At 65.8% G+C, this 12,481-nt stretch carries 16 protein-coding genes; 6 read left to right on the forward strand and 10 right to left on the reverse strand.

The window, feature by feature from the left end; translation table 11 throughout:
* Nucleotides 1–68: 68 nt before the first annotated feature.
* From ACZ5M6_RS15095 to ACZ5M6_RS15110, 4 genes are read right to left on the reverse strand one after another with little or no spacing between them, the layout of a single operon-like run.
* On the reverse strand, nucleotides 69–320 hold the full coding sequence (locus ACZ5M6_RS15095) for an exodeoxyribonuclease VII small subunit (RefSeq protein ID WP_464159041.1): 252 nt from the start codon (nucleotides 318–320) through the stop codon (nucleotides 69–71).
* 48 nt (nucleotides 321–368) lie between these two features.
* Entirely contained in the window at nucleotides 369–1,031 is a 663-nt protein-coding gene (locus ACZ5M6_RS15100) for a histidine phosphatase family protein (RefSeq protein ID WP_054766483.1), read from the reverse strand.
* Between the two features lie 41 nt (nucleotides 1,032–1,072).
* Entirely contained in the window at nucleotides 1,073–1,333 is a 261-nt protein-coding gene (locus ACZ5M6_RS15105) for a hypothetical protein (protein ID WP_464160130.1), read from the reverse strand.
* On the reverse strand, nucleotides 1,308–1,673 hold the full coding sequence (locus tag ACZ5M6_RS15110) for a winged helix-turn-helix transcriptional regulator (RefSeq protein ID WP_191554408.1): 366 nt from the start codon (nucleotides 1,671–1,673) through the stop codon (nucleotides 1,308–1,310). Before ACZ5M6_RS15110 ends, ACZ5M6_RS15105 begins: the two co-directional genes overlap by 26 nt.
* 91 nt (nucleotides 1,674–1,764) lie before the next feature.
* On the opposite strand from ACZ5M6_RS15110, the gene ACZ5M6_RS15115 reads away from it, so the two are divergent.
* The 5 genes from ACZ5M6_RS15115 to ACZ5M6_RS15135 are packed head-to-tail and all read left to right on the forward strand — an operon-like array spanning nucleotide 1,765 to nucleotide 5,769.
* Nucleotides 1,765–2,763 carry a zinc-binding alcohol dehydrogenase family protein gene (locus ACZ5M6_RS15115; protein ID WP_191554409.1) on the forward strand — a complete coding sequence of 333 codons (999 nt, stop codon included), beginning with the start codon at nucleotides 1,765–1,767 and terminating at the stop codon, nucleotides 2,761–2,763.
* Between the two features lie 16 nt (nucleotides 2,764–2,779).
* Nucleotides 2,780–3,307 carry an N-acetyltransferase family protein gene (locus ACZ5M6_RS15120; RefSeq protein WP_464159042.1) on the forward strand — a complete coding sequence of 176 codons (528 nt, stop codon included), beginning with the start codon at nucleotides 2,780–2,782 and terminating at the stop codon, nucleotides 3,305–3,307.
* A 48-nt stretch (nucleotides 3,308–3,355) separates the two neighbouring features.
* A complete protein-coding gene (locus ACZ5M6_RS15125) occupies nucleotides 3,356–4,024 on the forward strand; it encodes a hypothetical protein (protein WP_152950845.1) in 669 nt (222 codons plus the stop codon).
* Nucleotides 4,025–4,052: 28 nt separating this feature from the next.
* Nucleotides 4,053–5,231: a vWA domain-containing protein gene (locus ACZ5M6_RS15130; protein ID WP_191554412.1), complete on the forward strand. Its 1,179-nt coding sequence runs from the start codon at nucleotides 4,053–4,055 to the stop codon at nucleotides 5,229–5,231.
* A 52-nt stretch (nucleotides 5,232–5,283) separates the two neighbouring features.
* A complete protein-coding gene (locus tag ACZ5M6_RS15135) occupies nucleotides 5,284–5,769 on the forward strand; it encodes a hypothetical protein (protein ID WP_191554413.1) in 486 nt (161 codons plus the stop codon).
* Nucleotides 5,770–5,832: 63 nt separating this feature from the next.
* Here ACZ5M6_RS15135 and ACZ5M6_RS15140 read toward each other — a convergent pair whose 3' ends face one another.
* The 5 genes from ACZ5M6_RS15140 to ACZ5M6_RS15160 all read right to left on the reverse strand — a co-directional run bounded on the left by ACZ5M6_RS15140 (nucleotide 5,833) and on the right by ACZ5M6_RS15160 (nucleotide 9,545).
* Complete coding sequence (locus ACZ5M6_RS15140; RefSeq protein ID WP_183214992.1) at nucleotides 5,833–6,015, reverse strand: CsbD family protein; 183 nt, start codon at nucleotides 6,013–6,015, stop codon at nucleotides 5,833–5,835.
* Between the two features lie 85 nt (nucleotides 6,016–6,100).
* A complete protein-coding gene (locus ACZ5M6_RS15145; RefSeq protein ID WP_182713277.1) occupies nucleotides 6,101–6,544 on the reverse strand; it encodes an NUDIX domain-containing protein in 444 nt (147 codons plus the stop codon).
* Between the two features lie 15 nt (nucleotides 6,545–6,559).
* On the reverse strand, nucleotides 6,560–7,597 hold the full coding sequence (locus ACZ5M6_RS15150; protein ID WP_348684514.1) for a sensor histidine kinase: 1,038 nt from the start codon (nucleotides 7,595–7,597) through the stop codon (nucleotides 6,560–6,562).
* 2 nt (nucleotides 7,598–7,599) lie between these two features.
* A complete protein-coding gene (locus ACZ5M6_RS15155) occupies nucleotides 7,600–8,022 on the reverse strand; it encodes a response regulator (RefSeq protein WP_224761032.1) in 423 nt (140 codons plus the stop codon).
* Nucleotides 8,019–9,545: a sensor histidine kinase gene (locus ACZ5M6_RS15160; protein WP_464159043.1), complete on the reverse strand. Its 1,527-nt coding sequence runs from the start codon at nucleotides 9,543–9,545 to the stop codon at nucleotides 8,019–8,021. Before ACZ5M6_RS15160 ends, ACZ5M6_RS15155 begins: the two co-directional genes overlap by 4 nt.
* A 132-nt stretch (nucleotides 9,546–9,677) precedes the next feature.
* On the opposite strand from ACZ5M6_RS15160, the gene ACZ5M6_RS15165 reads away from it, so the two are divergent.
* A complete protein-coding gene (locus ACZ5M6_RS15165) occupies nucleotides 9,678–10,388 on the forward strand; it encodes a hypothetical protein (RefSeq protein ID WP_464159044.1) in 711 nt (236 codons plus the stop codon).
* Here ACZ5M6_RS15165 and flhA read toward each other — a convergent pair.
* Nucleotides 10,385–12,475 carry a flagellar biosynthesis protein FlhA gene (gene flhA, locus ACZ5M6_RS15170; RefSeq protein WP_183215242.1) on the reverse strand — a complete coding sequence of 697 codons (2,091 nt, stop codon included), beginning with the start codon at nucleotides 12,473–12,475 and terminating at the stop codon, nucleotides 10,385–10,387. The two genes, ACZ5M6_RS15165 and flhA, sit on opposite strands and share 4 nt — an antisense overlap.
* Nucleotides 12,476–12,481 lie beyond the last annotated feature (6 nt).

Consider the following 12,481-nt stretch of genomic DNA (forward strand, 5'->3'; position numbering starts at 1 on the left):
GCGAATTGGCGGCGATGACCCGGTTCAAGACGATCGACCGCCCTTGGCCGCAAGAGGACGATGCGGCTTCATTCGAACGACGCCGCCTCAACGCCCTTGGCCTGGCCGGCCGGCCCGACCACGATCTTTTCGACCCGCAGCTGGGCCGCCTTCAGACGCGCCTCGCAATGGGCCTTCAGCCGGGCGCCCTCTTCGTACAGGGCGATGGATTCCTCCAGCGGGGCCTGGCCGGATTCCAGGCGCGAGACGATGGTCTCCAGACGCTGCAGCGCGTCTTCGAAGCTGAGGTCGGCGGGAATGGCGGGTGCGGCGTCGGTCATGGCGCGCGACCCTAAAGACCCGGTCGCCCCGCATCAACGGTTATGCGGCTAGCGCTTTTCGTAACGGCGCTGCGACCAGTATTTGAAGCCCTGGTTATGCACCAGTTTCCACCCGTCGGCCTTCAGACGCGCGCCGACCATATGGTTGAAATAGCCGTGGGCGAAGACCAGGACGTCCTGGCCGGTCTCGGCGCGGGCGATCAGCTTCTGGGCGGCCTGTTCGGCGCGGACCTCGGCCTGGGCGCGGGTCTCCTGGCCGCCGTGATGATCGAAGGCGTGCCACCAAAAGCGCGACACCACCCCCCACCATTTCGGCGACAGCTTGATCCAGTCGGGAATGGGCGGCGGCGGCAGGGGCGCCTCGATGAACATGACGTCCGACATCACTTCCCGCCCGGCGACGACCGCGGCGGCCGTCTCCTGGGCCCGCTGGCGGGTGGAGGCGTAGATGGCCCCGGCGCCCTGGGCGGCGGCGACCAGTTCGGGCGGCGGCGTCTGGCCCGCCAGCAGACCGCCGACCTCATACTTCGCCCACCAGTCACCGTACTCACGGGCAGTGATCAGGCACTTGCGCGACAGGGCGGGTTCGCCGTGGCGCGTCAGGATGATGGCGCCGGGCCGCACGCCGCTCGCAGCAGGCGCGCCAACAGAGCCGCCCACCTGAACGGCGGTCTCTTCAGTCGAATCGAGGGACAGGGCGGGGGCTGACATGGCGATGGGACGAAGCTTAAGGTTTCAAGGCCTTATACGTCCTAATCCTCCCCGAGCGCGGCGACGTGTGCGACCGCGGAGCGGCCTAGTCCTTCAAGGTCGTAACCGCCCTCGAGCGCAGACACAACCTTGCCCGAACAGGACCGGCGCGCGATTTCCAGAACCGCGCGGGTCGCCCAGGCGAAATCCTCGGCTTCCAGCGACTGATGCGCCAACGGATCGCGCGCCGCAGGGGGGCGACCGGCGCATGGGCCGGCGTCGAGGGCGGAAGGCCGCTCATGTCTCAGCCTCCATGCGCAGATGAGCCTCGCCCCAGGCGCGCAGGGCGAGGATGACCGGAGACAGCGTCCGACCCGCCTCGGTCAGGCGGTAATCGACGCGGGGCGGAACCTGAGCATAGACCGTCCGATGCACCAGTCCCGCCGCCTCCAGCTCGCGCAACTGCTTTGTCAGCATCCGCTGAGTGACGCCGGGAAGATGACGTTTCACCTGACTGAACCGCAAGGGGCCGTCGAGCAGATGATAGACGATCACCCCCTTCCACTTGCCGCCGATCAGATTGAGGGCGGCGTCGACGACGCATTCACCCGGCCGCACGTTTCGAGGCGGCGCGACGAAGGTCTCGGAAAAGACGGTATCCATTTGGGTACTACATATAGAAAAATGCCGTTCTTGCGCCGAATGTAGCTGAAGGCGATGTGGGACGCGACGACACAAGCCAAGGAGCATTGTCATGAAGGCCATCGGCACGACCGGCCCCCGCCCCGTTTCGGATCCCGCCGCCCTGATCGCGTTCGAGGCGGCCGAGCCTGAACTGCGCCCGCGGGATCTGCTTGTTGCGGTCAAGGCCGTCAGCCTGAACCCCGTGGATACAAAGGTGCGCAGCAGTCGGCAGCCGGACCAGCCCAGCATCCTGGGCTATGACGCCGCAGGCGTGGTGATCGGCGTCGGGGCGGAGGTCAGCCTGTTCAAGGTCGGAGACGAGGTCTTCTACGCTGGCCAGATCGACCGTCCGGGCTCGAACGCCGAACGTCAGGCGGTGGACGAACGGATCGTGGGTCGCAAGCCGCAGTCCCTGACCTATGCCGAGGCCGCCGCCCTGCCCCTGACCGCCATCACGGCCTGGGAACTGCTGTTCGACCGGATGAAAGCCGACCGGGACGAGGACGAGAGCCTGCTGATCGTCGGCGGCGCCGGCGGGGTCGGGTCCATCCTGATCCAGATCGCCAAGACCATGACGAAACTGCGTGTCGTCGCCACCGCGTCTCGCCCTGAGACCCGTCAATGGTGCCTGGACCAGGGGGCGGACGCCGTCATCGACCATTCCCGCCCCATCGACGAAGCCCTGACGGAAGCCGGCGAACGGGCGCCGAAATATATCGCATCCCTGACCCACACGGCCGGCCATTTCGAGGCCCTGGCCCGCGCCGTCGCGCCCCAGGGGGTCATCGGCGCCATTGACGACTTCAAGGGTCTGCCGGTCGAACTGCTGAAGCAGAAGGCGGCCGGTTTCGTGTGGGAGTTCATGTTCACCCGCCCGGTCCACCAGACCCCCGACATGATCCGGCAGCACGAAATCCTGAACGCCGTGTCGGAGGCGGTCGACGCCGGCGCCATCCGCACCACCCTGACCCGCAACCTGGGCCGGCTTTCGGTCGAGACCCTTCTAGACGGGCATCGCCAGTTGGAAAGCGGCTCGACGATCGGCAAGGTCGCGCTGGACGGCTTCTGAGGCTAAGGGGCGGGTCATGACCGAGATCCTGATCCGCACCCCCCGCCCCGGAGACGCCGAAGCCCTGGGCGTCCTGGGGCGTCGGACCTTCGTCGAAACCTTCGTGACCGGCTTCGGCATTCCCTATCCCGAGGCGGACCTGGCGGCCTTTCTGGACGCCAGTTTCGATCCCGAGCCGACGCGGAAAAAGCTCGCCGAACCCAACGCAGCCTGGTGGGTGGCCGAGCGGGACGGCGAACTGCTGGCCTTCGCCAACGCCGGCCCCAACGGCCTGCCCCATCCGGAGGCGCGGCCGGAGCATATGGAGCTGCGACGCCTGTATGTGTCCAAAGCCGCCCAGGGTCTGGGCCTGGGCACGAAGCTGCTGACCCTTTCGCTGGACTGGATGGAGGCCAACACGGGCGGCCCCCTCTGGATCGGCGTCTGGAGCGGCAACGAGAAGGCCCAGCGCCTGTACGCCGCCTATGGGTTCGAGAAGGCGGGCGAATATGAATACCCGGTCGGCGCCTGGCGCGACCACGAGTTCATCTTGCGGCGCGGATAGACGTTCGGCGAGCTGCGTGCTTTTCTTAAAAAAAGGGAGGAGTTCACGGTGTCAAACCGCGTCGCTGCAATTGCGCTATTGCTGGCTGCCTATTCTACAGCAGCCCATACTCAAGACACGGCGCCTGACAACAAACCGCCGAATGTTGAGGAGATCGCCACCGCCCGATCCTACGCCGACCAGTTGATCGCCTCGGCCAATGCGGCACGCTATTTCGAGAATATCACCACCGACGCTACCCCCACGGTCCGTCACAAAGCCAGCGGCATGGTGTGCGCCTTCTCAGACCCGGAATACGACAAGATCACCATCTACCCCGCTGCAGCCTCGATTGGGGAAGGTGAGGACGTGGGATGCAACACGCGCCTGCTGGAAGTTAACTTCACTAGCTACGCCACACGCTATGCGCGATACTTCAGCGAGGAAGCCATAATTCAAGACACAATGAACGCGATTGTGCAGCGATGGCCGGATGCAAAGCCCCACGCCGAGGGGCTGATTACAGCCACCATCAACGATGCCCCGGCCCAGCGCGTCGCCGGCTATGATATCAAGATCGACGGTCGTCCCATGCTCACACTCGTTCTGGTGACCCATCAAGGCGAATGGAGTTTCAAGGGGCGTGTGACGGGACCGTCAGAAGGCGATACGCCCACAAACCTCGTGGGCGCGATCATGTTCTCGCGCAGCCTCCCGACAGAGAAAGTCGCTCCCTAAAGCTTCGGCTTTGCGGCATTAAGAGCCCATGCTCCTGCCCTTCTTCACCGCCCTGCGCGACGCCAAGGTTCCGGTGTCGATGAAGGAATGGCTCCATCTGATGGAGGCCATGGATCACGATCTGGCGGGCCGCGAGGTCGAGACCTTCTATCACCTGTCGCGCGCGGTGCTGGTCAAGGACGAGAAACACTATGACCGGTTCGACCAGGTGTTCGGGACCGTATTCAAGGGCGTGGAATCTGTCGGGGCGGGCGAGGACCTGACCACCGACATCCCCGAGGAATGGCTGCGGCTGCTCAACGAGAAATATCTGACCGACGAGGAAAAGGCCCAGATCGAGGCGCTCGGTGGGTTCGACAGGCTGATGGAGACGCTGAAACAGCGGCTGGAGGAGCAGAAGGAACGCCATTCCGGCGGCTCAAAATGGATCGGCACGGGCGGGACCAGCCCCTTCGGTCACGGCGGCTATAATCCGGAAGGCGTGCGGATCGGCGGACCCGGACGACATGGCCGGGCGGTCAAGGTGTGGGAGAAGCGCGAGTTCAAGAACCTGGACGACACGGTCGAACTGGGCACGCGCAACATCAAGGTTGCCTTGCGTCGCCTGCGCCGGTTCGCGCGCGAAGGGGCGGCGGAAGAGCTGGACATCGACGGCACCATCGACGGCACGGCCCGCCAGGGCTGGCTGGACATCCAGATGCGGCCCGAGCGGCGCAACACGATCAAGGTGCTGCTGTTCCTGGACATCGGCGGATCGATGGACGGCCATATCAAGCTGGTGGAGGAGCTGTTCTCGGCCGCCCGGACCGAGTTCAAGAACCTGGAGTTCTTCTACTTCCACAACTGCCTGTACGAGGGTGTCTGGAAGGACAACCGGCGGCGTCACACCGAGCGGATCGCCACCTGGGACCTGCTGCACAAATATCCCGGCGACTGGCGCGCCATCTTCGTCGGCGACGCGACCATGTCGCCCTATGAGATCACCATGCCCGGCGGTTCGGTCGAACACTGGAACGAGGAGGCCGGGGCGGTGTGGATGAAGCGGGCCCGCCAGCAGTGGGAAAAGTCCGTGTGGCTGAACCCGGTGCAGGAACGGTATTGGAGCTACACCGCCTCGGTCGGCCTGTTGCGGGAGCTGATGGACGACCGAATGTTCCCCCTGACGCTGGAGGGGCTCGACAAGGCGATGCGGGCGCTGACAAGGTAGGTTTCGCGTCCGGGGCGAAACCGCCCTGGCGACAGTGCAAAGAGGCCTGAGAATGCTCGTCGCCTTCGCCCTGCTGCTTCTGGCCCAACAGGCCGCTCCGACCGTGGTGTGGGAGGCGCCGCCCGCCGCCGAAGCCCCGCCGCCGCGTCCCGCCCACAATGTTCCGGAATGGGGTCTCGCCGATCCGTTCGGCTATGAGCGGGCGCGGTGCAGCCCGCAGCTGCGCGGCGCGAGATCGCTGGAAGTCTGTCAGGCCGAGGTTCGCGCCCAGCTGGCCCTGGCTCTGGGGCCGGATCTGCCCGACGCCCTGCGCCCTGAGGGGATGGCGGGCGACTGCCAGATGGCCCAGGCGGCCCAGGGCGGCTCGTCCTACGGCCTGCAGTGCGGCCCTCAGTCGCGGGCGCCGACCGACTCTCCCCGGCCCAAGGAGGTGGATTGCCGCCCCCGTCCCGAACGGGGCGGCTTCAGTTCGGAATGCCGACCGGTGGGGACGACCGAGGACAAGGGGCTGACGCTGAAGCTATGGGGCAATGACTGACCCGAACGAAAACGCCGCCCGCGATCGCGGACGGCGTTGAACGTCTTTGAATAGTCGGTCGCGTCAGTTGCGATTGTCGCGCAGACTGTCCTTCACGCCGCCGACGGTGTTTTGGACCTTGCCTTCGACCTGGTCCGCCTTGCCCTCAGCCTGAAGCTTGGAATCGCCGGTCATCTTGCCGACGCCTTCCTTGATCTTGCCGCCGACATTCTTGGCGGAGCCTTCAATACGGTCTTGATCTGGCATGGGAATTCTCCTGTTTCGAGCGACGCCGCGATGGCGCTGCAAGGTGAAGGAGAAACGGGAGCGGGTCCGGGCCGTTCCGTAAGGCTCAGCTTGCCCGACGCAGCCACACCGCGACCGCCCAGGCGTGGGAGTCGTGGCGCAGACGCGACAAAGCCACGGTCGGGTCCAGCCAGACCAGGGTGTGATCGTCCTCGCACTTGGCCTGGGGGTTCTCGGCCGTGACCGTCGCGGTCCAGAAGCCGCCGACGTTGCAGAGGGGCTCGCCGGTGCTTTTCAGATGATACTGGCCCGCCTCGGCGATGCGGTTCAGAGGCGTCACAGACAGGCCGGTTTCCTCGACGAACTCGCGCACCAGGGCCTCGACCTCGGTCTCCTCGCCGTCCACCGCCCCGCCGGGAAGATCGAAATAGGCGCCGGCCGCTCGTTCGACCCGGACGCAGGCGATCAGGCCGTCGCGCTCCACCACGCCGAAGGCCGTGGCGCGGTGGCGATAGTCGAGCGCGGGATTACGAAGGCCGAACTGGAGCATGATGCAGATCCGACCTTAGAGGTCGAACGCCAATTTGGCGCGCACGCCCTTGTGCGCCGCGTCGAACTCGACGGCTGAGCGCAGGCCCGAGGCCATGGCCGAAATGATCTTGCCGCCCAGGCCGGTGCCCTTGGGTGTTCCGTCGCCCAGACCCGGCCCGTCGTCTTCGACCGTCAACAGGGCGCGATGCTCGCCGTCCGGCTTCAGACTGATGCGTATCTCCCCGCCCTGCCCAGGCTGATAGGCGTATTTCACCGCATTGGTGACCAGTTCGGCGACGACGACGCCCAGGGACACGGCCTGGTCCGTCGTGACCCAAAGAGGAGCGGCGTCGATGACCAGACGCGGCGAACCTTCACCGGGCCCGAGCGACTTGGACAGCTCGTCCATCAGGCCTTGCAGATATTCGTCCATGGCCACCCGGCTCATGTCGCCGGAGGTGTAGAGGCGGCGATGGACGTGGGCCACGGCCTCGATCCGGGCCTGGGATTCGCGCAGGGCCTCTCTGGCGCCTTCATCGCTGATGTGGCGCATCTGCAGGGACATGAAGCTGGACACCAGCTGCAGCGAATTGCCGACGCGGTGATTGACCTCGCGCAGCATGGCCTCGGCGCGGTCGCGGGCCAGACGAATCTCTTCCTGGGCGATCTCGTTCTCGCGCTGAAGCCGCCGGCGCAGCAGGGCGTCCTCCAGGGCCGACCGCAGCAGGGAGGTGAAGTCCTCGGACACGTCCTTGATGACATAGTCCGCCGCCCCGGCGCGCAGGGCGGCGACGGCGATCCGCCCGTCCTGGGCCCCCGTCACATAGACCACGGGCGGCGGCGCCGGCAGGGCCAGGATGTCCGGCAGGACGTCCAGACCGTCCCGGCTGGGCATATAGTGGTCCAGGGCGCAGATGTCGTATTCGTTGGCGGCGAGCAGCTCCAAACCCGCGTCGCCGTCCGGGGCGCAGGTGACGGCATAGCCGTGGCGGGTCAGTTCCTTCTCGACCAGCCGCGACAGGCCGCGGTCGTCGTCGATGTAGAGCAGACGGATGGGGCCGGACAGTCCGATCGTTAAATCTCCGGCGCCTGCATGACCGACAGGAAGAGACCCAGCTGACGGATCGCGCCGGCGAAGGACTCATAATCGACAGGCTTGGTGATGTAGACGTTGCAGCCCAGGTCGTAGCAGCGCTGGATTTCGACCTTGTCGTCGGTGGTGGTCAGAACCACGACGGGCGCCCGCTTCAAACGGTCGTCGGCCTTCACCTTTTCCAGAATGTCCGTGCCCGACATGTCGGGCAGGTTCAGGTCCAGCAGGATCAGCAGCGGGCCGTTGGCCAGGATTTCCGCGCTGAACAGATAGTCCAGAGCGGCCCCGCCCTCATCGAAATGCTTGATCTCGTTGCTGATGTTGGCGCGACGGATGTTCTTTTCGATCAGTTTGGCGTGACCGTGGTCATCCTCGACCATGATGATTTTGACGGCTTGCGTCACAGTACGCCTCCAGGTTCCGACAGGATCAGTCGTTTGGGGAATTTCAGGAGGAAAGTCGAGCCCTTGCCAAGCTCGGACTCGATATCGATCGTGCCGCCGATGCGCCGAACGCTGTTGCGGACGAAGGCCAGGCCCAGGCCCTCGCCTCTTCGGTCCTGTTTTCCGGAGCGCCGGAACAGTTCGAAGATGCGTTCGTGGTCCCGCGCGGCGATGCCGCGACCGTTGTCGGCGACCCGGTAGACGACCCAGCCGCCGGGCAGGTCTTCGCCGGATATGACAATTTCGCCAGGGCGGCCGGCGTCCAGATATTTGACCGCATTGTCGATCAGATTGCCCAGAATCTGTTCCATCGATAGGCGGTCGCTTTCGATCGACGGCAGGGCCTCCACCAGGATCTGGGCGCCGGCGGCCTCGGTCTGATGGTGAACGCTGTCGGCGATGTTGCGAGCCATGGCGGTCATGTCCAGGGTCTCCGGCAGGAGATTGCGACGCCCCTCGCGCGACAGGCGCAGGATGGCGTTGATGAGCCGGTCCATCTTTTCGGTCGAGGCGCGGATGAAGCCCAGGGCCTCGGGCATGTCTTCGCGCACGGCGGTGACGATGTCGGCCGACACCTCGCGTTCCGCCTCGGCCTCGGCCACCCCGCGCTCGATGATCTTTCCGGCCTGCTCCAGTTCGGAGGTGTAGCCCATCACATTGACCAGGGGCGCGCGCAGATCGTGGCTGACGATATAGGCGAAGCGCTGGATTTCCTCATTGGCGCGGGTCAGGGCGGCGGTGCGGTCGCGCACCATGTCCTCCAGGCCGGCGTTGATGGCGGCCACCTCCTCGCGCGCGTGCTGAATCTCGCCGACATAGCGCCGCACCATCCAGGCCGAGAGCAGCGCAAGGACCAGGACCAGCAGGCCGGTGATGGCGTTCATCACCACGGTCATCATGGCGGCGCGCTCGGACACGCGGGTCCGTTCGGCGATGCGCGCGGACTTGAAGGCGTCGAAATCGTCGATGGTCTGGCGCAGCTCGTCCATATAGCGTTTGCCTTCGCCGGACCGCACCGTCTGGATCGCTTGGCCTATGCGGCCCTCACGCGCCAAGGCCAGGGTCGCCTCCATCTCCCTCAGCTTGGCGTCGGAGAGCCTATGGATTTGGGCCACCGGCGCCCGGAGCGTCGGGTCGGCCGCCGCGCCTTCTTCGAGAAACGCCAGGGCAGGCTCGCGCTCCGCGCGCGCCTCCTCAAAGGGCGTCAGGAAATCGCTGCGGCCGGTCAGCAGAAAGCCGCGTTGCGCGGTCTCCGCATTCAGCATGGAGATCAGGACCGTGCGCGACTGGCGGCGCATCTGCTGGGCGTGTTCGATCGCATCGTTAACCGTGGCGGTGCGCTGTATCATGACGAAGGTCGAGATGTTGACCGTCAGCAGCAGGACGAAGGCCAGGACCAGCAGGCCGGTGACGGATCGCGCCAGGGAGGGCGTGCGCACAAAATCGCTGAACCGCGACCAGCTTTGGCTCGAGGGAAGTTTCATGCGGCGCAGCATTAGCGGCGACCGAGGCTGCGTCAAACGGCAGTCACACGAAACTCTTGGGCCTTTCGCGTCTTCTGATGAGTATGGTCTGGCTTGCCGGTCTGCGGCGGGCGGAAAACGGGGGGAAGAGCGATGATCTGGTGGTGGTGGATTTTACCGGCGGCGGCGGCCCTGATTGGCCTGGTTCTGCTGGTCCGCGGCTTGCGCGCCCTGTTCGGCGGCAGGGCGGTGCGGGGCGTGGCGGGCGCGGCGCTCGGCGGCGGCGTCCTCTGGCTGGCGTCCCTGGCGACCCTGTTCGGCCTGAACCTTCAGACCTACGACCGGCTGACCTATGAACGTCCGGTGGCGAGCCTGGAACTGAGGCGCCTCGGGCCGCAGTATTATGAGATCGAGCTGACGCCCCTGTCGCAGGACAGACCGGCCTCAGCGACCCTCTACCCTGTCCACGGCGACGACTGGCGGATCGACGCCCAGGTGCTGAAATGGAAGCCCTGGGCCAATGTGCTGGGTCTGGATTCCCAATATCGGCTGGAACGCCTGTCGGGTCGCTATCGCACGGTCGAACAGGAACTGACCGCCGAACGCAGCGCCTATGATCTGGCGGCCATCGAGGAAAACGCCCGCAACGGCGCCCTGCCCTACAAGGTCGAGGCCTGGGACGCGATCCGGCGTTACCGGCGCTACATCGACGCCGCCGATACCCTCTACGGCTCGGCCGCCTATATGCCGATGGCCGAGGGCGCGCGCTATGAGGTCTGGATCACCCAGTCCGGCCTGATCGCCCGCCCGGTCAATGAGGCCGCGCGCGCCGCCTCCGCCGGCGGCTGGACGGTCGCCGACTAGACCTGACCCAGGGTGCGCAGCTTGGCGCGGGGGTGGATTTCGTTCTGGCTCATGACCACCGTCTGGCCCCGGAACCGCTCGATGATCGAGCGGACATAGGGGCGAGTCTGGGGCCCGGTCAGCAGGACGGGATTCTCGCCGGACATGGCGATCCGTTCGAAGGTGTCGCGGACGGCGCGGATGAAGTCCTGCAGCCGCGACGGCGCCATGGCCAGCTGCTTGTCCTCGCCGCCGCCGATCAGGCTTTCGGCGAAGGCGTTCTCCCATTCGGGCGACAGGGTGACGATCGGCAGGGCGCCGTCGCCGCCCTGGTGCTGCCAGCACAGCTGACGGGCCAGGCGGGCGCGGACGTGTTCGACCAGGGTGGTGACGCTGGTGCTGTGGGGCGCGGCCTCGGCCAGCCCTTCCAGAATGGCGGGCAGATCGCGGATCGACACCTTCTCGCGCAGCAGGGCCTGAAGCACCCTTTGCAGGGTGGTGACGCTGACGACGCTGGGGATCAGCTCCTCGACCAGCTTCTTCTCTTCGGTTCCCAGCTCCTTCAGCAGCTTCTGCACCTCGCCGTAGGACAGCAGGTCCGCCATATTTTCCTTCAGGATTTCGGTCAGGTGCGTCGTCAGGACCGTGGAAGGATCGACCAGCGTATAGCCGTGGAAGGTCGCTTCTTCGCGCAGGGTTTCGCTGATCCAGGTGGCGGGCAGGCCGAAGGCGGGCTCGCGCATATGTTCGCCCGGCAGTTCCACCTGCCCCCCGGCGGGGTCCATCGCCATCAGATGCCCCAGACGCACCTCGCCCGCCCCAGCCTCCATCTCCTTGATGCGGATGGCGTAGCCCTGGGTCGGCAGGCGCATATTGTCCAGAATGCGGACCTGCGGCATGACGAAGCCGTATTCCTGGGCCAGCGATCGACGGAGCGCCTTGATCTGATCGGTCAGACGCCGCCCTTCCAGATCATTGATCAGGCTGAGCAGCGAATAGCCCAGCTCGATCTTGACTTCGTCGATCGTCAGCACGTTCGAGATCGGCTCTTCGACCTCCTCCTTGGGGGCGGCCGCAGCGGCGACCTCGGCCTCCGTGGGCTGGGGCTTGAGCCTTTGGCGGCCCAGGCGCCAGGCCATGAAGCCCGAACCGATGGCCAGGGCGGCAAAGGGGATCAGCGGCATGCCGGGGATCAGGCCGATCAGACCCGCCGCCCCCGACACCACGCCCAGCGACACGGGGTTGGTGGCCAGCTGGGTCACCAGGGCCTTGTCCGCCGTGCCCTCGACGCCGGCCTTGGACACCAGGAAGCCGGCGGCGATCGAGATGATGATGGCCGGCACCTGGGTGACCAGACCGTCGCCGATGGTCAGCTGCACATAGGTGTTGGCGGCGTCCATGGCCGGCATGCCGTGCTGCAGGGTGCCGATCAATATGCCGCCGATGGCGTTGATGAAGGTGATGATCAGGCCCGCGACGGCGTCGCCGCGCACGAACTTCGAGGCGCCGTCCATGGCCCCGAAGAAGGTCGATTCCTGCTCCAGCTCCTTGCGGCGCAGCTTGGCCTGGTCCTCGGTGATCAGGCCCGACGACAGGTCGGCGTCGATCGCCATCTGCTTGCCCGGCATGGAGTCCAGGGTGAAGCGGGCCGAGACTTCGGCGATCCGGGTCGAACCCTTGGTGATGACGACGAAGTTCACCACCAGGATGATGGCGAAGATGATCACACCGATGATGAAGTTGCCGCCCATCATCAGCTCGCCGAAGGCGTTGATCACCTGGCCGGCGCTGTCGTGCCCTTCCTGACCGTGGGTCAGGATCAGCCGCGTCGAGGCCAGGTTCAGGCCCAGGCGGAACAGGGTCGAGACCAGCAGAACCGTCGGGAAGATGGCGAAGTCCAGCGGCTTCTTCATCATCACGGCGGTCATCAGGATCAGCACGGACGAGACCAGCGAGATCGCCAGCAGCAGGTCCAGAAGCATCTTCGGAACCGGCAGGATCAGCAGCATGATCACCCCGATCACGCCGACCGCCATCAGCACTTCGCCGCGGTTGATCCAGCTCAGCACGTCGCGACCGGTGGGGCGCGCCATGCCGTCCTTCATCATGATCGG

This window comes from Brevundimonas sp. Br13 (assembly GCF_055391505.1).

What these genes read in the sequence shown, in the direction of transcription:
- ACZ5M6_RS15120 (WP_464159042.1), top strand. Translation starts at nt 2,780, where the DNA reads ATGACCGAGATCCTGATCCGCACCCCCCGCCCCGGAGACGCCGAAGCC.
- ACZ5M6_RS15100 (WP_054766483.1), bottom strand. Translation starts at nt 1,031, where the DNA reads ATGTCAGCCCCCGCCCTGTCCCTCGATTCGACTGAAGAGACCGCCGTT.
- ACZ5M6_RS15095 (WP_464159041.1), bottom strand. Translation starts at nt 320, where the DNA reads ATGACCGACGCCGCACCCGCCATTCCCGCCGACCTCAGCTTCGAAGAC.
- ACZ5M6_RS15110 (WP_191554408.1), bottom strand. Translation starts at nt 1,673, where the DNA reads ATGGATACCGTCTTTTCCGAGACCTTCGTCGCGCCGCCTCGAAACGTG.
- ACZ5M6_RS15160 (WP_464159043.1), bottom strand. Translation starts at nt 9,545, where the DNA reads ATGAAACTTCCCTCGAGCCAAAGCTGGTCGCGGTTCAGCGATTTTGTG.
- ACZ5M6_RS15140 (WP_183214992.1), bottom strand. Translation starts at nt 6,015, where the DNA reads ATGCCAGATCAAGACCGTATTGAAGGCTCCGCCAAGAATGTCGGCGGC.
- ACZ5M6_RS15130 (WP_191554412.1), top strand. Translation starts at nt 4,053, where the DNA reads ATGCTCCTGCCCTTCTTCACCGCCCTGCGCGACGCCAAGGTTCCGGTG.
- flhA (WP_183215242.1), bottom strand. Translation starts at nt 12,475, where the DNA reads ATGATGAAGGACGGCATGGCGCGCCCCACCGGTCGCGACGTGCTGAGC.
- ACZ5M6_RS15135 (WP_191554413.1), top strand. Translation starts at nt 5,284, where the DNA reads ATGCTCGTCGCCTTCGCCCTGCTGCTTCTGGCCCAACAGGCCGCTCCG.
- ACZ5M6_RS15165 (WP_464159044.1), top strand. Translation starts at nt 9,678, where the DNA reads ATGATCTGGTGGTGGTGGATTTTACCGGCGGCGGCGGCCCTGATTGGC.
- ACZ5M6_RS15115 (WP_191554409.1), top strand. Translation starts at nt 1,765, where the DNA reads ATGAAGGCCATCGGCACGACCGGCCCCCGCCCCGTTTCGGATCCCGCC.
- ACZ5M6_RS15145 (WP_182713277.1), bottom strand. Translation starts at nt 6,544, where the DNA reads ATGCTCCAGTTCGGCCTTCGTAATCCCGCGCTCGACTATCGCCACCGC.